The sequence below is a fragment of the Bradyrhizobium sp. USDA 3650 genome (genome assembly GCF_054057395.1).
In genome coordinates this window covers 4654729-4676343 of sequence record NZ_JBSRZG010000001.1, presented here as the reverse complement: position 1 = coordinate 4676343, position 21615 = coordinate 4654729, and the positions used below count along the sequence as shown (strand labels likewise).

At 64.5% G+C, this 21615-nt stretch carries 15 protein-coding genes and 1 pseudogene; 6 read left to right on the top strand and 10 right to left on the bottom strand.

What is annotated here, in order from left to right; translation table 11 throughout:
* Nucleotides 1–2: 2 nt before the first annotated feature.
* Nucleotides 3–896: a dioxygenase family protein gene (locus tag ACVIN2_RS21790; RefSeq protein ID WP_456767106.1), complete on the bottom strand. Its 894-nt coding sequence runs from the start codon at nucleotides 894–896 to the stop codon at nucleotides 3–5.
* 113 nt (nucleotides 897–1009) lie between these two features.
* A complete protein-coding gene (gene pcaF / locus ACVIN2_RS21785; RefSeq protein ID WP_456767105.1) occupies nucleotides 1010–2218 on the bottom strand; it encodes a 3-oxoadipyl-CoA thiolase in 1209 nt (402 codons plus the stop codon).
* 216 nt (nucleotides 2219–2434) lie between these two features.
* Here pcaF and mutS point away from each other — a divergent pair, with 216 nt between their 5' ends.
* The gene (mutS, locus tag ACVIN2_RS21780) at nucleotides 2435–5173 is read left to right on the top strand and encodes a DNA mismatch repair protein MutS (protein ID WP_456767104.1); all 2739 of its coding nucleotides are present in this window, start codon (nucleotides 2435–2437) and stop codon (nucleotides 5171–5173) included.
* A gap of 107 nt (nucleotides 5174–5280) precedes the next feature.
* Here mutS and ACVIN2_RS21775 read toward each other — a convergent pair.
* The 6 genes and pseudogenes from ACVIN2_RS21775 to ACVIN2_RS21750 all read right to left on the bottom strand — a co-directional run bounded on the left by ACVIN2_RS21775 (nucleotide 5281) and on the right by ACVIN2_RS21750 (nucleotide 11630).
* Nucleotides 5281–6959, bottom strand: a pseudogene (locus ACVIN2_RS21775) (PAS domain-containing protein).
* A gap of 360 nt (nucleotides 6960–7319) precedes the next feature.
* The gene (locus ACVIN2_RS21770) at nucleotides 7320–8123 is read right to left on the bottom strand and encodes a hypothetical protein (RefSeq protein WP_456767103.1); all 804 of its coding nucleotides are present in this window, start codon (nucleotides 8121–8123) and stop codon (nucleotides 7320–7322) included.
* A gap of 178 nt (nucleotides 8124–8301) precedes the next feature.
* Nucleotides 8302–8811, bottom strand: coding sequence for an OsmC family protein (locus tag ACVIN2_RS21765; RefSeq protein ID WP_027566043.1), 510 nt, complete (start codon nucleotides 8809–8811; stop codon nucleotides 8302–8304).
* 53 nt (nucleotides 8812–8864) lie between these two features.
* On the bottom strand, nucleotides 8865–9650 hold the full coding sequence (locus tag ACVIN2_RS21760; RefSeq protein ID WP_456767102.1) for an ABC transporter ATP-binding protein: 786 nt from the start codon (nucleotides 9648–9650) through the stop codon (nucleotides 8865–8867).
* Nucleotides 9651–9654: 4 nt separating this feature from the next.
* Nucleotides 9655–10497 (bottom strand): ABC transporter permease, encoded by an 843-nt coding sequence (locus tag ACVIN2_RS21755; RefSeq protein ID WP_456767101.1) that lies wholly within the window; start codon nucleotides 10495–10497, stop codon nucleotides 9655–9657.
* 161 nt (nucleotides 10498–10658) lie between these two features.
* The gene (locus tag ACVIN2_RS21750; RefSeq protein ID WP_456767100.1) at nucleotides 10659–11630 is read right to left on the bottom strand and encodes an aliphatic sulfonate ABC transporter substrate-binding protein; all 972 of its coding nucleotides are present in this window, start codon (nucleotides 11628–11630) and stop codon (nucleotides 10659–10661) included.
* Between the two features lie 187 nt (nucleotides 11631–11817).
* Here ACVIN2_RS21750 and ACVIN2_RS21745 point away from each other — a divergent pair, with 187 nt between their 5' ends.
* The gene (locus tag ACVIN2_RS21745; RefSeq protein WP_456767099.1) at nucleotides 11818–14607 is read left to right on the top strand and encodes a [protein-PII] uridylyltransferase; all 2790 of its coding nucleotides are present in this window, start codon (nucleotides 11818–11820) and stop codon (nucleotides 14605–14607) included.
* A 10-nt stretch (nucleotides 14608–14617) separates the two neighbouring features.
* Here ACVIN2_RS21745 and ACVIN2_RS21740 read toward each other — a convergent pair whose 3' ends face one another.
* Complete coding sequence (locus ACVIN2_RS21740) at nucleotides 14618–15148, bottom strand: methylated-DNA--[protein]-cysteine S-methyltransferase (protein ID WP_456767098.1); 531 nt, start codon at nucleotides 15146–15148, stop codon at nucleotides 14618–14620.
* 9 nt (nucleotides 15149–15157) lie between these two features.
* Here ACVIN2_RS21740 and ACVIN2_RS21735 point away from each other — a divergent pair, with 9 nt between their 5' ends.
* The 3 genes from ACVIN2_RS21735 to ACVIN2_RS21725 all read left to right on the top strand — a co-directional run bounded on the left by ACVIN2_RS21735 (nucleotide 15158) and on the right by ACVIN2_RS21725 (nucleotide 18435).
* Complete coding sequence (locus tag ACVIN2_RS21735; RefSeq protein WP_456767097.1) at nucleotides 15158–15601, top strand: DUF1304 domain-containing protein; 444 nt, start codon at nucleotides 15158–15160, stop codon at nucleotides 15599–15601.
* A gap of 135 nt (nucleotides 15602–15736) precedes the next feature.
* A complete protein-coding gene (locus ACVIN2_RS21730) occupies nucleotides 15737–16963 on the top strand; it encodes an ABC transporter substrate-binding protein (RefSeq protein ID WP_456767096.1) in 1227 nt (408 codons plus the stop codon).
* A gap of 245 nt (nucleotides 16964–17208) precedes the next feature.
* The gene (locus ACVIN2_RS21725) at nucleotides 17209–18435 is read left to right on the top strand and encodes an ABC transporter substrate-binding protein (RefSeq protein WP_007615994.1); all 1227 of its coding nucleotides are present in this window, start codon (nucleotides 17209–17211) and stop codon (nucleotides 18433–18435) included.
* A 71-nt stretch (nucleotides 18436–18506) separates the two neighbouring features.
* Here the strand turns inward: ACVIN2_RS21725 and ACVIN2_RS21720 are convergent, their stop codons facing one another.
* Nucleotides 18507–18932, bottom strand: coding sequence for a DUF1330 domain-containing protein (locus ACVIN2_RS21720; protein WP_456767095.1), 426 nt, complete (start codon nucleotides 18930–18932; stop codon nucleotides 18507–18509).
* Nucleotides 18933–19099: 167 nt separating this feature from the next.
* Here ACVIN2_RS21720 and ACVIN2_RS21715 point away from each other — a divergent pair, with 167 nt between their 5' ends.
* Nucleotides 19100–21319: a transglycosylase domain-containing protein gene (locus tag ACVIN2_RS21715; RefSeq protein ID WP_456767094.1), complete on the top strand. Its 2220-nt coding sequence runs from the start codon at nucleotides 19100–19102 to the stop codon at nucleotides 21317–21319.
* Nucleotides 21320–21615: the final 296 nt, after the last annotated feature.

Sequence of the window (21615 nt, the reverse complement as noted above, 5' to 3'; positions counted from 1 at the left end):
CCCTATTTGATGGGCGGACGCGGCAGGACGGCCTCCCCGGCTTCGAGCCGGTAGACATGGTCGAGCGAATACCAGGGCGTCGCGACGTCGCGCTCGGTCGGGTGTGGCGTGTCATGGCGCAGGAACTTGCCGACCAGTGCCTTGGTCACGCCGAACTGCACATCGCTATCGATATGCGGATCGGCGGGGTCGTAGACCTGCGAGATCAGCACCTTGAATCCGGGCTTGAAGACCAACGCGTGCAGGTGCGCGGGACGATAGGGATGTCGGCTCTGCGCCTCTAGGAGGCGGCCGACCACGCCGTCGGTCGGAATGGGATAGCCGACCATCATCACGGAGCGGAAAGAGAAGCCTCCGTCCTGGTCGGTCGTAAACTTGCCGCGCAGGTTCATGTCGGCCTGCTCGGGGTCTTGGTTTTCATAGAGACCAACCGGCGACGCGTGCCAGACATCGACCTCGGCACCGGCGACGGGACGGCCGTCCCTGTCCACGACGCGGCCGTTGACGAACAGCGGCGCGCCCGGTGTCTCGGAGCGGACGATCGATCCGCCATTTTCCACCCGCGGCGAGTTCAGCCGCCAGAACGGTCCGAGCAGCGACTGGTCGGTTTCCGTGTTGCCCTCATCGCCGTTGTTCAGCAGGCACACCAGCGGCGAGACGCCGAGCGAGCCTGCCATCAGCACGACCTCGTTATGCGTGTCGGTCGAGAGCTTGCCGAGCTCGGCGATCACAGCCGTGGCGTCGCGGAATTCCTTCTCGGTCAGGCGAACGTCGCGGACAAAGCGGTGCAAATGCTTGACCAGGGAGACCATGATCTGGCGCAGCCGGGGATTGGACGTCTGCTCCATCACCGCCAATGCCGCAGCCGTGACGTCCTGCTCGCTCGCGATGATCATGGCACGGTTCTCCCTGTCGTTCCGGGGCAGCCCGAGGGCTGAACCCGGAATCTCGAGATCCCGGGTTCGGTGCAAATGCACCGCCCCGGGATGACGGCACGCTTCGCGTCCCGTCAGTTCAGCTTCTCGATCGCGACGGCAACGCCCTGACCGACGCCGACGCACATGGTGGCGAGCGCCAGCTTGCCGCCGCGCTTTTCCATGCCGTGCACGGCGGTGAGCGCAAGGCGCGCGCCGCTCATGCCGAGGGGATGACCGAGTGCGATCGCGCCGCCATGCGGATTGACGAAATCGGCATCGTCGGCAACGCCGAGCTGGCGCATGCAGGCGATACCCTGCGAGGCGAAGGCTTCGTTGAGTTCGATCAGGTCGAAATCGCTGATCTTCTTGCCGAGACGCTCCATCAGCTTGCGGGTGGCCGGCACAGGTCCAATGCCCATGATGCGCGGCGGCACGCCGGCCGAAGCGAGGCCGAGGATGCGCGCACGCGGCGTCAGGCCGTGCTTCTTCACGGCAGCCTCGGACGCCAGGATCATCGCGGCGGCGCCGTCATTGACGCCGGAGGCGTTGCCGGCGGTCACCGTGCCGGGATTGCGCACGATCGGCCTGAGCTTCGTCAAGGCTTCGAGCGTGGTCTCGGGGCGCGGATGCTCGTCCTTGTCGACGGTCACAGGGCCGGCCTTGCCGCCGGGAATGGTGATCGGGATGATCTCCTCGGCGAAATAGCCGGCCGCGATCGCGACGCCCGCGCGCTGCTGCGAGCGGATCGCGAAGGCGTCCTGATCGGCGCGCGAGACCTGGAATTCCTCGGCGACGTTTTCGCCGGTCTCGGGCATCGCGTCGACACCATACTGCGCCTTCAGCAGCGGATTGATGAAGCGCCAGCCGATCGTGGTGTCGAAGATCTCAGCCGAGCGCGAGAACGCTTCCTGCGCCTTGCCCATCACGAAGGGCGCGCGCGTCATGGATTCGACGCCGCCGGCAATCGCAAGCTCGATCTCGCCGGAACGGATGGCGCGGCCGGCGGCACCGACCGCATCGAGGCCGGAGGCACAGAGCCGGTTCAGGGTCTGGCCCGGAACCGAATCCGGCAGACCCGCAAGCAGGAGCGCCATGCGTGCCACGTTGCGGTTGTCCTCGCCGGCCTGGTTGGCACAGCCGAAGAAGACCTCGTCAACCTGTGCCCAATCGAGATTGGGGTGCTTGGCCATCAGAGCCTTGATCGGGGCCGCAGCCAAGTCGTCGGCACGCACCTTGGCGAGCGAGCCGCCAAAACGGCCGATCGGGGTCCGCACGGCATCGCAGATAAAGACGTCACGCATCGTTGTTCTCCCTGAATGCCGCGATCCGGCCTGAATTCTTCAATGTCGACGGAGTTTTAGGAGGGCGCCCGCGGCAGGTCAATTGACCGATACGCCCGTGTTCCGAGGGGTGCGCACGCGAGTTGCGCATGCCGCGGTGCGGACAACGTGGAAAACCTCCCCTCCGCGGCCAAAGCGATAGGAGCGCGAGGTGAAATTTTGTAGGTTGCGCCGCCCATGACGATGCAACAGCCGATCCCAGTGCCGCCCCCTGACGATACGCCCGCCCAGCAGGCGGAAGCCGCCGCGCGCGTCACGCCGATGATGGAACAGTACCTTGAAATCAAGGCGGCGCATCAGGGCCTCCTGCTGTTCTACCGGATGGGCGACTTTTACGAGCTGTTCTTCGAGGACGCAGAGATCGCCTCCAGGACACTCGGCATCGTCCTGACCAAGCGCGGCAAACATCAGGGCGCCGATATCCCGATGTGCGGCGTTCCGGTCGAGCGCTCCGAGGATTATCTGCACCGGCTGATCGCCGGCGGCCACCGCGTCGCGGTGTGCGAGCAGACCGAGGATCCCGCCGCCGCCAGGGCGCGCGGCAACAAGAGTGTCGTGCGCCGCGGCGTGGTGCGCCTGGTCACGCCGGGCACGCTGACCGAGGACACGCTGCTCGACGCGCGCGCCAACAATTACCTGCTGGCGCTCGCGCGCGCGCGCTCATCGGCGGGCGGCGACCGCTTTGGCCTCGCCTGGATCGACATCTCGACCGCCGAATTCATGGTGACGGAATGTTCGGGCGGCGAACTCGCTGCGACGCTCGCGCGCATCAATCCGAACGAGGTGATCGTCACCGACGCGCTCTATAACGATAGCGAGCTTGGACAGACCCTGCGCGAGCTGCCGGCGGTGACGCCGCTGACCCGCGACGTCTTCGACGGCGCCACCGCCGAGAAGCGGCTGTGCGACTATTTTGCCGTCGCGACCATGGACGGACTGTCGCAGCTCGCGCGGCTGGAAGCCACTGCTGCCGCCGCTGCCGTCACCTATGTTGACCGCACCCAGGTCGGCAAGCATCCGCCGCTGTCGCCGCCCGCGCGCGAAGCCTCGGGCGCGACCATGGCGATCGATCCCGCCACCCGCGCCAATCTCGAACTGACGCGGACGCTGGCCGGAGAACGCCGCGGCTCGCTGCTCGATGCGATCGACTGCACGGTGACCTCGGCCGGTTCGCGCCTGCTGGCGCAGCGGCTTGCGGCGCCGCTGACCGATGCGGCGGCGATTGCGCGGCGGCTCGATGCCGTCGGCAGCTTCGTTGCCGACTCGGCCGCGCGCGAGGACATCCGCAGCATCCTGCGCGGCGCCCCGGACATGTCGCGGGCGCTGGCCCGTATATCCGTCGGCCGCGGCGGGCCGCGCGACCTCGCCGGCCTGCGCGACGGCATCATCGCCGCCGACCAGGTGCTGACGCGGCTTGACGAACTCGACCAGCCGCCGCAGGAGATCGCCGCGGTGACGGCGGCGCTCCAAAGGCCATCGCGCGAGCTCGCGGCGGAATTCGCCCGGGCGCTCGACGATCAACTGCCGCTGATCAAGCGGGACGGCGGGTTCGTTCGCCAGGGCTATGAGCCTGCGCTGGACGAAACGCGAAACCTGCGCGACGCCTCGCGCCTGGTGGTGGCCTCGATGCAGGCGCGCTACGCCGACAACACGGGTGTGAAGGGTCTCAAGATCCGGCACAACAACGTGCTCGGCTATTTCGTCGAAGTTACCGCGCAGCACGGCGACAAGCTGATGTCGGCGCCGCTGAACGCAACCTTCATCCACCGCCAGACGCTCGCCGGCCAGGTCCGCTTCACCACCTCGGAACTGGGGGAGATCGAAGCCAAGATCGCCAATGCCGGCGACCGCGCACTCGGGCTCGAGCTCGAGATTTTCGAGCGGCTCTGCGCCGAGGCGTTGGCGATCAGCGAGGAGCTGCGCGCAGCCGCCCATGCCTTTGCACTGCTCGACGTCGCGACGTCGCTGGCCAAGCTGGCGATCGACGAGAACTATGTGCGGCCCGAGGTGGACGGCTCTCTTGGCTTTGCCATCGAGGCCGGCCGTCATCCGGTGGTCGAGCAGGCCTTGAAGCGCAATGGCGAGCCGTTCATCGCCAATGCCTGCGACCTCTCGCCGGGCCCTGCGCAAAAATCCGGCCAGCTCTGGCTGCTGACCGGCCCGAACATGGCCGGTAAATCGACCTTTCTGCGCCAGAACGCGCTGATTGCGTTGCTTGCCCAGATCGGCAGCTTCGTGCCGGCGACACGCGCGCGGATCGGCATCATCGACCGCCTGTTCTCGCGTGTCGGCGCCGCCGACGATCTCGCCCGCGGCCGTTCCACCTTCATGGTCGAGATGGTCGAGACGGCTGCGATCCTCAACCAGGCCGGCGAGCGCGCGCTCGTGATCCTCGATGAAATCGGCCGCGGCACCGCGACCTTCGACGGCCTCTCGATCGCCTGGGCCGCGATCGAGCATCTGCACGAGAGCAATCGTTGCCGCACGCTGTTCGCGACGCATTATCACGAGCTGACGGCGCTCTCCGCAAAGCTGCCGCGGATGTTCAACGCGACCGTGCGGGTGAAGGAATGGCAGGGCAACGTCGTGTTCCTGCACGAGGTGTTGCCGGGTTCGGCCGACCGCTCTTACGGCATCCAGGTCGCCAAGCTCGCGGGCCTGCCGCCGGCCGTGATCACGCGCGCGAAATCGGTGCTGGCCAAGCTGGAAGCCCAGGACCGCGGTCAGACCGCGCGCGCGCTCGCCGACGATCTGCCGCTGTTCGCCGTGCCCTCGCGCGCCGCCGCGGAAGCCGTGCCGCCGAGCGAAGCCGAACTGCTGATGGATGCCGTGAAGGCGCTGCACCCGGACGAGATGTCCCCGCGCGAGGCGCTCGATGCGCTCTATGCGTTGAAGGCCAAGCTGCCGAAACAGTGACGGTGCCGTGGGGTGGGTTAGCCGAAGGCGTAACCCACCACTTCTGTCACCGCAGAAACCAAAGAGGTGGGTTACGCTCCGCTAACCCACCCTATTCCGAGCGCTGGCTATGCCCTCGCCGAGATCGCCGCGGCTTCCGCTGCGGCGCGCTGCATGCTGGTCGACATCTCGTTGGTCACGGTGCTCTGCTCTTCGATTGCCGCGGCCGTCGACGTCACATATTCGCTGACGTTGCTGATGGCCGTCTTGATCGAAGCCAGGGCGGTGACGACGTCTCCGGAGATGCCGTTGAGAGGCTGCCGATCTCCGCGCCGATCTTGTCAGTGGCCTGCTTGGCTTGGTTGGCGAGGCTCTTGACCTCCGAAGCCACCACCGCAAAGCCCCGACCGGCTTCGCCGGCGCGGGCGGATTCGATGGTGGCGTTAAGTGCCAGGAGGTTGATCTGCCCGGTGATGTTGTTGATGAGCTCGACGATCCCGCTCATCGCCAGCGCCGCTTCAGTGAGGCGCTGGGCCTGGGCATCAGCGGACGCGACCTGCTCCACCGCGCTCATCGCGGTCTCGCGCGATTTGGTCATGGCCTCGGAAATCTCCCGCACCGAGGCGTTCAGCTCCTCCGAACCCGCGGCGACCGATTCCATCATGCTGCGGACGCGCTCGTTGCCCATGCGGACCAGCACCTGCTTCGTGACGTCGGTCGCATATTTCACGACCTTGAACGGCTTGCCGTTGAGATCCATGATCGGGTTGTAGGAGGCCTGGATGTAGACCTCCTTGCCACCCTTTCCGATGCGCTTGTATTCGGCCGCCTGGTACTGGCCGCGGTTGAGCGCCGCCCAGAACTCGCGATAGTCATTGCCATCGCGCTCCGAGGGCTCGACGAACATGCTGTGGTGCTTGCCCTTGATCTCCGCCAGCGAATAGCCGAGGGCGCCGAGGAAATTGGGGTTGGCGGTGATGATCGTGCCGTCCATGTTGAACTCGATCACGGCTTGCGCCTTGTCGATCGCCGCGATCTGGCCCGCAAGGTCGGCACTCTTGAGCTTCTGTTCAGTGACATCGGTCGCGAACTTCACCACCTTGGTGGGCCTGCCCTTCTCGTCGAAAACGGGATTGTATGAGGCTTGGATCCAGACTTCCTTGGCGCCCTTGCCGATCCGCTTGTATTCGGCGGCCTGATATTCGCCGCGGTTGAGCGCAGCCCAGAACTCGCGATAGGCCGGGCTTTCGCGTTCGACAGACGGAACGAACATGCTGTGATGTTTGCCCTGGATCTCGTTCATCGTGTATCCGAGCGTACGCAGGAAATTCTCGTTGGCGGTGAGGACCGTGCCATCCATCGCGAACTCGATGACCGCCTGTGAGCGGTTCGCGGCCGCAACCTGTCCCCCGAAGTCGAGGTTCTGAAGGCGGATCGAAGCATCGGACCATTCCACGACAGTTCCGGCCCGGCTGCCGTCTTCGTTCTTCAGCGGTGTCGCGACGAGGTCGAACTTGTGGCCACCAACCTGGATCATCGCACGATGCACCGCGGTGAGGCTCGCTAGCATCTTGCGCTGATGCTGGGGATTCTTATGAAACACATCGATGTTGGTTCCAACGAGCGTCGCCACGTTGAAGTGGGGCAGCTCTTTCTTGAGATCGGGCTCAGCCGCGCGCAGCAGGTCTGTCACCGCATCATTCATGTAGACGATGTTCAGGTCGTTGTCGGCCACCATCAGGTTGGCGCTCACAGCCTTGGCAGCCATCATAACCAATGCACCGCTATTCGACTTGCGCTTGAACATGGTGTCTCCAAATTGATCTGGTTGTGCTCGGTGCCATGGACCGATGGCCGAAAAAAAATGGCGTTGAATGCTAAACTGGACGCCAACGAGTCCAAGTATAGGACGCAAGCTGAAACAAACCGCTAACTAAGCTATCGATAAATGGCACGCGCGAGTGATTGAAGAACGCTCGAAAAAAACCTGCACCGGAGCGCCGACGCATCGGCAGATGAATGATCATTCAATGACTTAGCGGGGCAACGATGCCTGGCAAGGATGAAAGGTGCACTGCAGGCTGCAGTTGCCGCCACACGTCAGCCCACCACCGTAGTACTCCGGGTGACCTGCGGCTCGCCTTGAAAAGTCTGCGCGACGATGTTGTCAGGCAGCCTGGCCTCGAAGCTTCCGCCGGCCCATCCACCACAGCGTCAGATTCCAGGTCACGCAAGTGCCAAGCGCAACAGAGAGTCCGACGGCGGAGCCGAACCACACGACCGCCACGTGCAACACGGCGATCGCCATTCCGAATCCGAGCAGGCCCCAGGCCGAATTGGCCAGCACCGCGGCGGTCGGCGGACCGCCGATGCGCGGATGCAGGATCACCATGATGCTGGAGAACACCACGGGATACAGCGCAATGATGCCGCTGATCCGGGGACCGACCCAGCCCGAGGTCGAGACGACGATGGCGACGAGCGTCGCGACCAGCGCAGCCCGCATCGGCACGTCGTACCAGCGCCGCGTCACCAATGGCATCTTCACGTGGCGACAGCCCGCGAGCAGCGGAATGCAGATGCCGAACGCGATCAGATTGGCGGCGAGCCCGGCTGTGAGCGGCCAGTCGAACTGCTTGATGATCGATGCGAACACGATCCAGACCGCGACCGCGCTTCCGCAACTCACCAGAAGACTGCGCCGCTGTGCCAGCACCACATAGGTGACGCACATGAAGATCGTCGCTGCATTGACCGGCAAGCTCGACAATGCGCCCTGCGCGATGAAGGCGGCATCGTGGTCGAGCGCGAGGAAGACGTAGGATGGTCCGGCCGAAACCGGCAAGGTCGCGACCAGCGCGCCGATCACCGGCCCTGAGCGCTCGGTGATGATCGACGCCGTCACGACGAACGCCGCCGCGACCATCATGCGCAGAACGAGGATGAGGATGAAGTGGAGCTCGGGGGACATTTTTTTCTTTTGTCGTCCTGGACAAGCGAACGGAGTGAGCGCCGATCCAGGACCCATGACCACGGGCTTCGCTGTGTTAGACGGTCGTAGTCGCCAGTATCGCAACACAATCGGCGTCGGGGTAATGGGTCCTGGCTTTCGCCAGGACGACACCGATTGTTGGACTGCGGTCCGCGCCTTACATCCGCTGCATCGACACCGAGACCTTCGGGCCGTTCTTGATGGTCTGATAGACCACGCAATAGCGCTCGGTGAGCTTGAGCAGCAGGTCGAGCTTGTCTTGCGGCGCATCAGTGTCGACGTCGAAGCGCAGACGTATCTCGGCGAAGCCGACCGGCGTCTCCTTGTCGACGCCGAGCGTGCCGCGGAAATCGAGATCGCCCTCGGCGTAGACGTTGCCGGTCTTCAAGGGCACCTCGATCGCGGTCGCGACCGATTTCAGCGTGACGCCGGCGCAAGCGACCAGCGCCTCCAGCAGCATGTCGCCGGAGCAAAGCTCCAGGCCGGAGCCGCCGGTCGCCGGGTGCAATCCGGCCATTGCGATGGCGCGGCCGGTCTCGACCTTGCAGGCGATGCCCTCGCTGTCGGTCGAGCCCTTGGCCTTCAACGTGATCATCGCGGTCTTGGGGTCGGTCTTGTAGCGCTCCTTGATCGGGGCCTGCATCTGGCGCAGTGCTGCGGCGTCCATTTTGTCTCTCCCGGTAAAATTGCTTCTCGATGTACCGGCTTGGAGAGAAATTGTCACCACCACATGGCCTGACCGGGACCCTGGGTTGCGTCACGGTCGGGCACGTTGCGGTCGAGCGAGCGGTCGAGTGACGTCAGCACACTTCGCTTGAAATTCTCGAACAGCGGTGAATTGCGGTCGCGTGGCCGGCCGAGATTGATCTCGATCTGGTCGAACAGCCGGCCCGGCCGCGGCCGCATCACCAGCACGCGGTCAGCCAGCACCACGGCCTCGTCGACGTCATGCGTGACGAGGATGAGCGTCGGCCGCGTGTCGGCCCAGAGATCGAGCAGATGATCCTGGAGATCCCTGCGGGTGAAGGCATCGAGCGCCGAGAACGGCTCGTCGAGCAAGAGCACCTCGGGCTGCGGCACCAGCGCGCGGGCGATCGCGACGCGCTGTGCCTGCCCGCCCGAGAGCTCGCGCGGCCAGGCCTGGGCTTTCTCGGCGAGCCCGACACGATCGAGCGCACGCGCCACCTTTTCACGTCGCTCAGTCGCGGGCCCATCGGCAAGCCCAAAGCCGATATTGTCGGCGACGCTGAGCCAGGGCAGCAGCCGCGGCTCCTGGAAGATGATCCCGATCTTGGCATGCGGCGCGGCGATCGCCTCGTTGTCGAGCGTCACCGTGCCCGAGCTTGCGCGGTCGAGGCCCGCGATGGCGCGCAGCAGCGTGGACTTGCCACAGCCCGAGCCGCCGATGATGGCGACGATCTCGCCTTGCCTGATCTCGGCGGAGAAGCGCGCCAGCGCCTGCACGCCGTTGGGATAGGTCTTGCTGACCCGGTCGAGCGCCAGCATCGCCTTATGCTCCCACCGTACGCCCGAAGGCGTCCTGCCAGCGCAGGAAGGGCGCAGCCGCGATCTCGATCAACCAATCCGTGAGCTTGCCGAGGATCGCGAAGATCACGATGGCGGCGAGGATCTGCGCGGGCTTGCCGAGTTGCTGGCCGTCGAGCAGGAGATAGCCGAGGCCTTCGGACGCGCCGATCAGCTCGGCCGCCACCACGAACATCCAGCCCAGACCAAGACCGACGCGCAAGGACACGACATAGGCCGGCAGCACCGCGGGCAGCAGGATCCGCCGGATCATGGCAGGTCCGGAGAGACGGAAGGTGCGACCGACCTCGACGATCTTGCGATCGACGATGAGGATCGCGCCCATCACGCCGAGATAGACCGGGAAGAACACGCCGACCGCGATCAGCGCGATCTTCGAGGTCTCGAAGATGCCGAGCCAGAGAATGAACAGCGGCACCCAGGCCAGCGATGGGATTGCGCGCAGCGCCTGCACGGTCGGATCGAGCAGCCGCCGCGCCAGCGACCAATAGCCGGATATGGCGCCGAGCAACGTGCCCGCGACCACGCCGAACCCAAAGCCAAGACCGACGCGCCACAGTGTCGCGGCGATGTGACGGACCAACTCGCCGGAGCGGGCAAGATCAACGATGGTGGCGAACACGCGCGAGGGCGGCGGCACCAGCCGGCCGTTGGACCAGCCGCGCCAGACCAGGAGTTCCCAGCCAAGCGCGAGGGTGAGCGGCAACAGCAATCCCAGCGCCGGTCCCGCATAGCGCGACAGCCGCGAGGGCGCGGCGCTCTCGGCCGGTTCCGAGGTTTGTTGCGCGGCTGGCGCGTCGGAGATCATGGTCGGTAGGAAGCGCGTCTCGTCAGGGAATGCAACACTACTCTTGCCGCGCCCTCCTCTACCTGAGTAGCCCGGATGGAGCGAAGCGCAATCCGGGAATCGTGCCCCAGGATGGACCGCCCCGGATTTCGCTGCGCTCCATCCGGGCTACAAGGCCAACCTTAATTCGTCGGCAGCGGCACCTGATCGTCGATCAGAGCATCGAGCGTTGCCTTCACATCGACCTTGGCATCGACCACGCCGGCCTGTTGCAAAGCGAGGCCCGCGGCGAGGATCGACTCGCGCTGGGGCGCGCCGATGCGGCTGTGGGTCAGCTCGGTACGCTCCTTGAGCTGCTTGTCGACGACAGGCTCCGGCAGCTTGGTCACGGCGATGAAGGTCTTCTTGAGCTCATCGTAATTCGCCAGCGAATACTTTCGCGCTTCTTCGTAAACGGCAAGGACGCGGCGGGCGACATCCGGATAGTCTTTCAAAAACTGCTCGCGCACATTGAGGATGCCCCAAGTGTTGGCGTCGGCCTTGCGGTAGAACAGTTTCGCGCCGTCCTCGACCTCGGCCTGCGCCATCATCGGATCGAGCCCGGCCCACGCATCGACGTCGCCGCGGATCAGCGCGGTCTTGCCGTCGGCGTGCTGGAGCAGCACCGGCGTGATGTCCTTTTCGGTGAGACCGGCGCCAAGCAGCGCGCGCACCAGGAAGATGTGCGGATCGGTGCCGCGCGTCACCGCGACGCGCTTGCCCTTGAGGTCAGCGACATCAGCGATCTTGGAATCCTTCGATGTCACCAACGCCGTCCATTCGGGACGCGAATAGACGTAGATCGACTTGATCGGGTTGCCGTTGATACGCGCGACCAGCGCCGCCGAGCCCGCGGTCGAGCCGAAATCGATCGAGCCCGCATTGAGGAATTCGAGCGCCTTGTTGGAGCCGGCCGACTGCACCCAAATGACGGTGATGCCGTCCTTGGCGAACTCCTTTTCCAGGAGCCCCTTCTGCTTCAGGACCATCGACACCGGATTATAGGTCGCCCAGTCGATCCGGATTTCCTTGAGCGGATCCGCCGCCCGCGCCGCGGGGGACACGGCAAGAGCGACCGCTCCCGCCAGCAGTATGCGTCGTGTAATCCTGATCATGCCCGGCCTCCTCAAAACTTCATTGTTTTTCAAAGAGTTATATCTAGAAATCAACGAGAAAATCCATCCCTCGAAAGCGCGCCGGCTGAGAACAGCTTTGCCCAAAGCCGCACCTTTCCAGCATGGAACGACTATTGCGAGAGAATGGCGGGTGACAGCGCCGGCCGCCTCTTATATCCGGTGAGACATGGACAGCGTTGCGACTGAGCAGAAGGCCGAGGTGGACGATCGCTTCGACACCGCGCGGATCACCGCCGCGGTCGATGCGCTTGCCGAGAAGCACCAGGGACGCGAGGACGCGTTCCGCACGGCGATGGCGCAACTGCTCAAGGCCGAGCTGATTGCGTCGCGCGCCGCGGCACAAACGATCCTGCTGAAGGACCGTCACGGCCGGCGCTGCGCCGAGCGGCTGTGCCACGTGCAGGACGAGATCATCCGCATCCTGTATTCGGCCGCGACCCGCCATCTCTACCGCTCGCCGATCCCGAGCGGTGCCGAGCGCATGGCGGTGGTGGCGACCGGCGGCTATGGCCGCGGCCTGATGGCTCCCGAGTCCGACATCGATCTGCTCTTCATCCTGCCCTACAAGCAGACCGCCTGGGGCGAGCAGGTGGCCGAGGCGATTCTCTATTGCCTCTGGGACATGGGGCTGAAGGTCGGTCACGCCACGCGCTCGGTCGACGAGTCGATCCGGCAGGCGCGCGGCGACATGACCATCCGCACCGCGATCCTGGAGACGCGCTTCCTTACCGGCGACCGGCCGCTTTATGACGAGCTGGTCGCCCGTTTCGACAAGGAAGTCGTACAAGGCACCGCGTCCGAGTTCGTCACCGCAAAGCTCGCCGAGCGTGAGGAGCGGCATCGCCGCGGCGGCCAATCGCGATATCTGGTCGAACCCAACGTCAAGGACGGCAAGGGTGCCCTGCGCGACCTGCACACGCTGTTCTGGATCGCGAAATACGTCTACCGCGTGAGCGACACCGACGAGCTGGTTGACCGCGGCGTGTTCGACGCGCAGGAATACCGCACCTTCCGCCGCTGCGCCGACTTCCTCTGGTCGGTGCGCTGCAATCTTCACTTTTACTCCGGTCGCCCTGAAGAGCGCCTTTCCTTCGACCTCCAGCGCGAGATCGCGGTCCGGCTCGGCTACACCTCGCATCCCGGCATGCAGGACGTCGAACGCTTCATGAAGCACTACTTCCTGGTCGCCAAGGAAGTCGGCAACCTCACCGCCATTCTCTGCGCCAAGCTCGAGGACCAGCAGGCCAAGCCCGCACCGGTGCTGAGCCGGATGATGGCGCGGCTGCGCCCCACCGCGGTGAAGCGGCGGGTGCCCGACAGCGACGACTTCATCGTCGACAACAACCGCATCAACGTCGCCGCGCCCGACGTGTTCAAGCACGATCCGGTCAATCTGATCCGCATCTTCCGCCTGGCGCAGAAGAACAATCTCGCCTTCCACCCGGACGCGATGCGCGACGTGACGCGCTCGCTCGGCCTGATCAACGCGCAGATGCGCGAGAATCCCGAGGCCAACCGGCTGTTCATGGAAATCCTGACGTCCGACAACGCGGAAATCGTGCTGCGGCGGATGAACGAGACCGGCGTGCTCGGCCATTTCATCCGCGCCTTCGGCAAGATCGTCTCGATGATGCAGTTCAACATGTATCATCACTACACCGTCGACGAGCATTTGATCCGCTGCGTCGGCTTCCTCCAGGACATCGAGCGCGGCGGCATCGAGGAATTCGTGGTGGCGAGCGACCTGATGCGCAAGATCCGGCCGGAGCATCGCTCCGTGATCTACATCGCGACGCTGCTGCACGACGTCGCCAAGGGCCGGCCCGAAGACCACTCGATCGCCGGCGCCAAGGTGGCGCGACGGCTTTGCCCACGGCTCGGCTTCAGTCCAGCCGACACCGAGCTCGTGGCCTGGCTGATCGAGGAGCATCTGACGATGTCCACGGTCGCGCAATCGCGCGATCTCTCCGACCGCAAGACCATCGAGAATTTCGCCGCCGTGGTGCAGTCGGTCGAGCAGATGAAGCTCTTGACGATCCTGACCACGGCGGACATCCGCGGCGTCGGTCCAGGCGTATGGAATGGCTGGAAGGCGCAGCTCTTGCGCTCCCTCTACTACGAGACCGAACCGGTGCTGACGGGCGGCTTCTCGGAGGTTGACCGCGGCAAGCGCCTCACGGCCGCATACGCCGAATTCCGTAACGCCTTCGCGGAATGGCCGGCGGAAGAGCTCGACGCCTATATCGGCCGGCACTATCCGGCCTACTGGCTCAAGGTCGAGCTGCCGCGCAAGATCCGGCACGCGCGCTTCGTCCGTGCCAGCGAGCAGGCGGGCCACAAGCTGGCGATCAATGTCGGCTTCGACGAGGTGCGCGGCGTCACCGAGCTGACCATCTTCGCCGCCGACCATCCCTGGCTGCTGTCGATCATCGCAGGTGCCTGTGCCTCGGCCGGCGCCAACATCGTCGACGCCCAGATCTACACCACGACCGACGGTCGCGCGCTCGACACCATCTCGATCTCCAGGGAATACGACCGCGACGAGGACGAGGGACGGCGCGCGACGCGCATCGGCGAGATGATCGAGGACGTGCTGGAAGGCAAACTGCGTCTGCCCGAAGTGGTGGCGCGGCGCACCGTGCGCGGCAAGGCGCGGCCGTTCGTGATCGAGCCGGAAGTGACCATCAACAACCAATGGTCCGATCGCTACACCGTGATCGAAATGTCCGGCCTCGACCGGCCCGGCCTGCTCTACGAGCTGACCACCGCGATCTCGAAGCTCAACCTCAACATCGCCTCGGCCCATGTCGCGACCTTCGGCGAGCGCGCCCGCGACGTGTTCTACGTCACCGATCTCCTGGGCGCGCAGATCAGCGCGCCGACACGCCAGGCCGCGATCAAGAGCGCGCTGACCCACGTGATGGCCGGCGACAAGGCGGTTCAGCCGGCGGCGTGAGCGGAGAGACCTAAACCGCCACGCCTTCATGCCGCAGCAGCCAGCGCTTGCGCTCGAGGCCGCCGCCATACTTCACCAGAGAACCATCGGCACCGATCAGGCGGTGGCACGGCAGCACCACGCTGATCGGGTTGGAGCCGTTGGCATGGCCGACGGCGCGAATGGCCTTGGGCATGTCGATCCTGGCGGCGAGCGCGCCGTAACTCATCGTGGTGCCGGCAGGGATTTGCGCCAACGCATTCCAGACCTTCTGCTGGAACGGCGTGCCGGCGATGCGCCAGGCGATGCCGGAGAGCTGGCCGAGATCGCCCTCGAAATAATCCGACAGCGCAGTCCGCACGGCTGCGGGCGCGGGCTGGTCACTCAGCTCCACCGCACCGTAATGCAGGCGCAAGAGCTCGCGCATGCGGTGCTCGTAATCCTCCCAGTCGAGCGCGCGCAAGGCGCCCGCGTCGTCGGTGGCCAGCAGCGCAATCCCGATCGGCGTCGCCAGCCGATCGAGGCCGAAGCTTACAGGTGATTTGGTCGGTCGCGCGGGCATTGCAGCACCATGGCATCGAAACACGCCATCGCAATTGCCACGCCGGCCGTGCTAGCGTCCACCCGAAAGCTGACGCTGGGGGAGCTCAACTTGGTCTGGATCGCGAATATCCTGGTGGCACTGGTCGCCGCACTGCACGCTTACTTCCTGATCCTGGAGATGTTTCTCTGGGACAAGCCGCAGGGCTTGAAGGTTTTCCGCAACACGCCGGAGAAGGCGGCGATCACAAAGGTGATGGCCGCCAACCAGGGGCTCTATAACGGCTTCCTGGCCGCCGGCCTGGTCTGGGGGCTGGTGCACGGCAATCCGGCCTTCGCGTTCCAGATCAAGGCGTTCTTCCTGCTCTGCGTGATCGTGGCCGGCGCTTATGGCGCGGCGACCGTCAGCACGCGCATCCTGATGGTGCAGGCACTGCCGGCGGCGCTCGCTCTGTTAGCGCTGTTCCTGACCTGAGACGCCATAGCGCGGCGCCGCGATCCTTGCGCGTCGCCTGCCGTTCCTCCACAATCTCCGACAGCGATGGCGACCGTTGGCAATCAACGGGACAAGACCGTCGGTCGGAAATTCCGTCAGGAGGAACAACCCCACATGAGCAATCGCAGAGCCTTCATCACTGCCACGGCGGCGTTCGCCTTCGCGTTCTCCGCCAACCAAGCTCTCGCCCAGAAGAAATACGACACCGGCGCGAGCGACACCGAGATCAAGATCGGCCAGACCGTGCCGTTCTCCGGCGCCTATTCCGTCTACGCCAACATCGGCAAGACCCAGGCCGCCTATTTCAAGATGATCAACGATCAGGGCGGCATCAACGGCCGCAAGATCAATCTGATCCAGTATGACGATGCCTATTCGCCGCCAAAGACGGTCGAGCAGGTGCGCAAGCTCGTCGAAGGCGACGAGGTGCTGTTCACCTTCCAGATCATCGGCACCGCCGCGAACGCCGCCGTGCAGAAATATCTCAACGGCAAGAAGATCCCGCAGCTGCTGGCCTCGACCGGCGCCGCGCGCTTCAACGATCCGCAGAACTATCCCTGGACCATCGCCTATAATCCCAACTACGTGTCCGAGGGACGCATCTACGCCAAGTACATTCTCAAGGAGCATCCCAACGCCAAGATCGGCGTGCTCTATCAGAACGACGACATGGGCCGCGACTATCTCGCCGGCCTCAAGAGCGGTCTCGGCGACAAGGCCGCCAGCATGATCGTCGGCGAAGTCTCCTACGAGGTCACCGATCCAACGGTGGACTCGCAGGTGGTCAAGCTGAAATCGTTGGGCGCCGATCTTTTCTATGATGCCTCGACACCCAAGTTCGCGGCGCAGGCGATCAAGAAGGTGGCCGAGCTCGGCTGGACGCCGGTGCACATTCTCGACATCAACGCGAGCCCGATCTCGGCGACGCTGAAGCCGGCCGGCCTCGAGATCTCCAAGGGCATCATCTCCACCCAATACGGCAAGGAGCCCGGCGATCCGCAGTGGAAGGACGATCCGGGCGTGAAAGCGTTCTTCGCCTTCATGGACAAGTATTTCCCCGAAGGCGACAAGCTCAACACCGTCAACACCTATGCTTATTCCGTCGCCGAATTGCTGACGCAGGTGCTGAAGCAATGTGGCGACGACCTGTCGCGTGAGAACGTGATGAAGCAGGTCGCCAGCATCAAGGACTTCACCCCGAGCTTTGCGCTGCCCGGCATCAAGATCAACACCGGGCCGAACGACTACCGCGTCAACAAGCAGATGCAGATGATGAAGTTCAACGGCGAACGCTGGGAGCTGTTCGGCCCGATCATGGAGGATGCGGGTCCAGCGGGTTAGTTACTGATAGGGTGGGTGAGCGCAGCGTAACCCACCTCTTTGACTTCCGCGGAAAAAGAAGCGGTGGGTTACGCCCAGCGGACTGCGCTTTGCGCAGCCGCAAGGCTAACCCACCCTACGAACTGCGGGTGCACGCCCACCTTGCGTTGCAACAATGCCTCATTCACACTCGCCCTCAGCGGTGACGCCCCGTGCGCATGAGCGCACCCGATTGATCACCGGCAATAAACAATGAGGAAATGCGAATGAGGAATGGAATTCTGCATCTGGCCACTGCAACGGCGCTGACCCTGGCGCTGTCGGTCTCGGCGGCCAATGCCCAGAAGAAATATGATCCGGGCGCCAGCGATACCGAGATCAAGGTCGGCCAGACGATGCCGTTTTCCGGACCGGCGTCGGCCTATTCGTCGATCGGCAAGACCCAGGCCGCCTATTTCAAGATGATCAACGACCAGGGCGGCGTCAACGGCCGCAAGATCAATCTGATCCAGTATGACGACGCCTACTCGCCGCCGAAAGCCGTGGAGCAGATTCGCAAGCTCGTCGAGAGCGACGAGGTTCTGCTGACCTTCCAGATCATCGGCACGCCGGTGAACGCAGCCGTGCAGAAATATCTCAATTCGAAGAAGGTGCCGCAACTGTTCGCGGCGACCGGAGCCTCGAGGTTCACGGATCCGAAGAACTTTCCGTGGACGATGGGCTTCAACCCGAACTACTTCGTCGAAGGCCGCATCTACGGACAGTACATCCTGAAGGAGCATCCGAACGCCAAGATCGGCGTGCTCTATCAGAACGACGACCTCGGCAAGGACTATCTGAACGGCATCAAGGCCGGCCTCGGCGACAAGGCTGCCAAGATGATCGTGACTGAAGCTTCTTACGAAGTCTCCGATCCGACGGTCGACTCGCAGATCCTCAAGATCAAGGACGCCGGCGCCGATTTGTTTTTCAGCGCCACCACGCCGAAGCAGGCGGCCCAGGCGATCAAGAAAATCGCCGAGATGGGCTGGCATCCGGTGCAGATCGTCGACATCAACGCCACCTCGGTCGGCGCGGTGCTGAAGCCGGCCGGCCTCGACGCGGCCAAGGGCCTGATCAGCGTCAACTACGGCAAGGAACCGCTCGATCCGACCTGGAAGGACGATGCCGGCCTCAAGAGGTATTTCGACTTCATGGCCAAGTATTATCCGGATGGCGACAAGGATTCGAACTTCAACACCTACGGCTACAGCACGGCGCAGCTGCTGGTCCATGTGCTGAAGCAGTGCGGCGACGACCTCACGCGCGAGAACGTGATGAAGCAGGCCGCGTCGCTGAAGGACGTGACCAGCGACACCGCGTTGCCCGGCATCAAGGCCAACACCTCACCGACCGACTACCGGGTCAACAAGCAGCTTCAGATGATGAAGTTCAACGGCGAACGCTGGGAGCTGTTCGGCCCGATCATTGAGGATGCGAGTCCTGCGGGTTAGGAGCAAGCAAGAAAGCGTGATGGCCGGGCCAGCCCGGCCATCACGTTGAGGCGGGAGTCCGCCTACGCCACTCAGGTCGGTATCTCGCCAAAGTTCTTCCCCACCGGCAGCACGGCGTGCCGAATGAGCCGTGAATCCTCCACCGCGGCCTGCCTGTGCTTCACCGCATCGCGATAGACGGGATCGCGGATCATCTCGACGAAGGCGGCGACGCTTGGGTATTCGGCGATGAAGCAATGGTCCCAGCGCTCGGTCTCCGGGCCGATCAGCATCAGCTCGAATTTGCCCTGCCAGACGATGCGGCCGCCGAGGCGTTCGAACACCGGGCCGCTCTCGCGGCCATAGGCCGCATAGGCTTCCGCGCCGCTCGCCTTGCGCCCATCCGGATAGGCCGCCTCCTTGCGTAAACGCACCAAATTGAGCATGTGGATCGGGCCGGGGCGGTCGTTGTCCCGGAACTGCGCGAAAATCTCCTTGGCTGGATCGATGTGGCCCATCTGCGTTCCCTCTTGTTTTATGCCGGCGATCCTAGCTCTGCCGTCCACCCAGCGGAACTGCGGCCAGCGAATGCCGCACCTCCTAATCGCGCGTTAAGCTCTGGGTAACCGGGCCTTAAACAGCGACCGCTAGCGTGCGGCGGGGCGGGCTGACCGGGCGTTTGCGTATGGGGTTGGGAAAGAAAAAGGGTGGGCGGAAGGAGCCGTTGTTCGGCTTGCCTGCAGCACTCGCCGATCTGCGCCTGACCGCAGCCGACCGCATTCGCGGCGGCGATGAAAAGCCGAAGAAATCAACGAAATCATCTGCCAAGCGCAAGAGCGAGGATGTCGGCGACGAGCCGCCGCGCGAGCGGAAGGCGCCAGCCGGCCGCGGCAGTGCCAAGCGGCGATCGAAGTCACGCATCGGCGCGAGCCTTGGCCGCCTGGTCTATTGGGGCGCGGTGCTGGGCCTGTGGGGTGCGATCGCCGTGATCGGCGTCGTGATCTATGTCGGCGCTCATCTGCCGCCGATCCAGTCGCTCGAGATCCCCAAGCGGCCGCCGACGATCCAGATCGTCGGCATCGACGGCAGCATGCTGGCGCAGCGCGGCGAGATGGCCGGCGCCAACGTCTCGCTGAAGGATCTGCCGCAATATCTGCCCAAGGCGTTCATCGCCATCGAGGATCGCCGCTTCTATTCGCATTTCGGCATTGATCCCGTCGGCATCCTGCGCGCGCTCGTCACCAATTTGCTCCATCGCGGCGTGTCGCAGGGCGGCTCGACGCTGACGCAGCAATTGGCGAAAAACCTGTTCCTGACTCAGGAGCGCACCATGGCGCGCAAGCTGCAGGAAGCGGAGCTCGCGATCTGGCTGGAGCGCAAGCATTCCAAGAACGAGATCTTGGAGCTCTATCTCAACCGCGTCTATTTCGGCTCGGGCGCCTATGGCGTCGAGGCCGCCGCGCAGCGCTATTTCGGCAAGTCGGCCAAGAACGTCACCGTCGCGGAGGCCGCGATGCTGGCCGGCCTCGTCAAATCGCCCTCGCGGCTCGCGCCGAACCGTAACCCCGAGGGCGCCGAAGCGCGCGCGAAAATCGTGCTCACGGCGATGGCGGATGCCAAATTCATCACCGAAGCGCAGGCGCAGGCCTCGATCGGCCAACCCTCCTACAATGTGAAGCCGGTCGGCGCCGGCACGGTCAATTACGTCGCCGACTGGATCGGCGAGGTGCTGGACGATCTGGTCGGCCAGATCGACGAGAGCATCAAGGTCGAGACCACGATCGATCCGAAGCTCCAGAGCGTGGCGGAAGCCGCCATCATCGACGAGCTCGCGGCCAAGAGCGTGAAGTTCAATGTCAGCCAGGGCGCGCTGGTGGCGATGACGCCTGACGGCGCAGTGCGCGCCATGGTCGGCGGCCGGAACTATTCCGAGAGCCAGTACAACCGCGCGGTCACCGCCAGACGCCAGCCTGGCTCCTCGTTCAAGCCGTTCGTGTACCTGACCGCGCTCGAGCAGGGACTGACGCCGGACACGCTCCGCCAGGACGCGCCGATCGAGGTCAAGGGCTGGAGGCCTGAGAACTACACGCACGAATATTTCGGCGCGGTGACGCTGACCCAGGCGCTCGCGATGTCGCTCAACACGGTCGCCATCCGCCTCGGCCTCGAGGTCGGCCCGAAGAACGTGGTGCGCACCGCGCACCGGCTCGGCATCTCCTCGAAACTCGAGCCCAACGCCTCGATCGCGCTCGGCACCTCTGAAGTCTCGATGGTCGAGCTGGTCGGCGCCTACGCACCCTTCGCCAACGGCGGCTTCACGGCGACGCCGCATGTCGTGACGCGGATCAGGACGCTCGGTGGCAAGCTGCTCTACATGCGCCAGGCGGACGAGCACAACCAGGTGGTCGACCCCCGCTATGTCGGCATGATGAACGCGATGATGCGGGAAACGCTGATCAGCGGCACCGCCAAGAAGGCGGAGATCCCGGGCTGGCCGGCGGCCGGCAAGACCGGCACCAGCCAGGACTACCGCGACGCCTGGTTCATCGGCTACACGGCCAACCTCGTCACCGGCGTGTGGCTCGGCAATGACGACAACTCGCCGACCAAGAAGGCAACCGGCGGCGGCTTGCCGGTCGAAGTCTGGTCGCGCTTCATGAAGACGGCGCATGAGGGCGTGCCGGTGGCAGCGCTGCCGAGCTCTCCAGGTGGCTGGGGCCTGTCGAACCTGGCGCAGGCGACGTCGCAAGTGTCGCCGCCAACCGCGGCAGCGCCCGCACCGGCGCCGGCACCGGCCAACAACGGCGGCTATCGCCCGCCGCCGACGCGCGCCAATGCGCGTCCGGAAGCAGCCGCAGGGCTCGATGGCTGGCTGATGGACCGGCTGTTCGGCGGAAATCGCTAGGTTCTGCGTGGGGTCGTTGTGGCCTCAAAACAAAAATCGCGAAAACAACCCCATGCACAGTAGCCAGTGATAGCGGAATCAACGGCTTACGCGAGTCGCAAGACGGCTGATTCTGGCAGCAAGGCCATTTGACACGTCGGGCAAAACAGAACCGTTCTGCCGAACGCGGCCGCTATCTCGGCTATCCCTGTTCGCCACCGGTCTCGTCTTCGGCAAGTCCTGCCTACCATGGCAAAATCGACCGATCCCCGCAGCTCCCGGAACGCAAAAACACCAGTCTCTTCAAACCCCGGTCG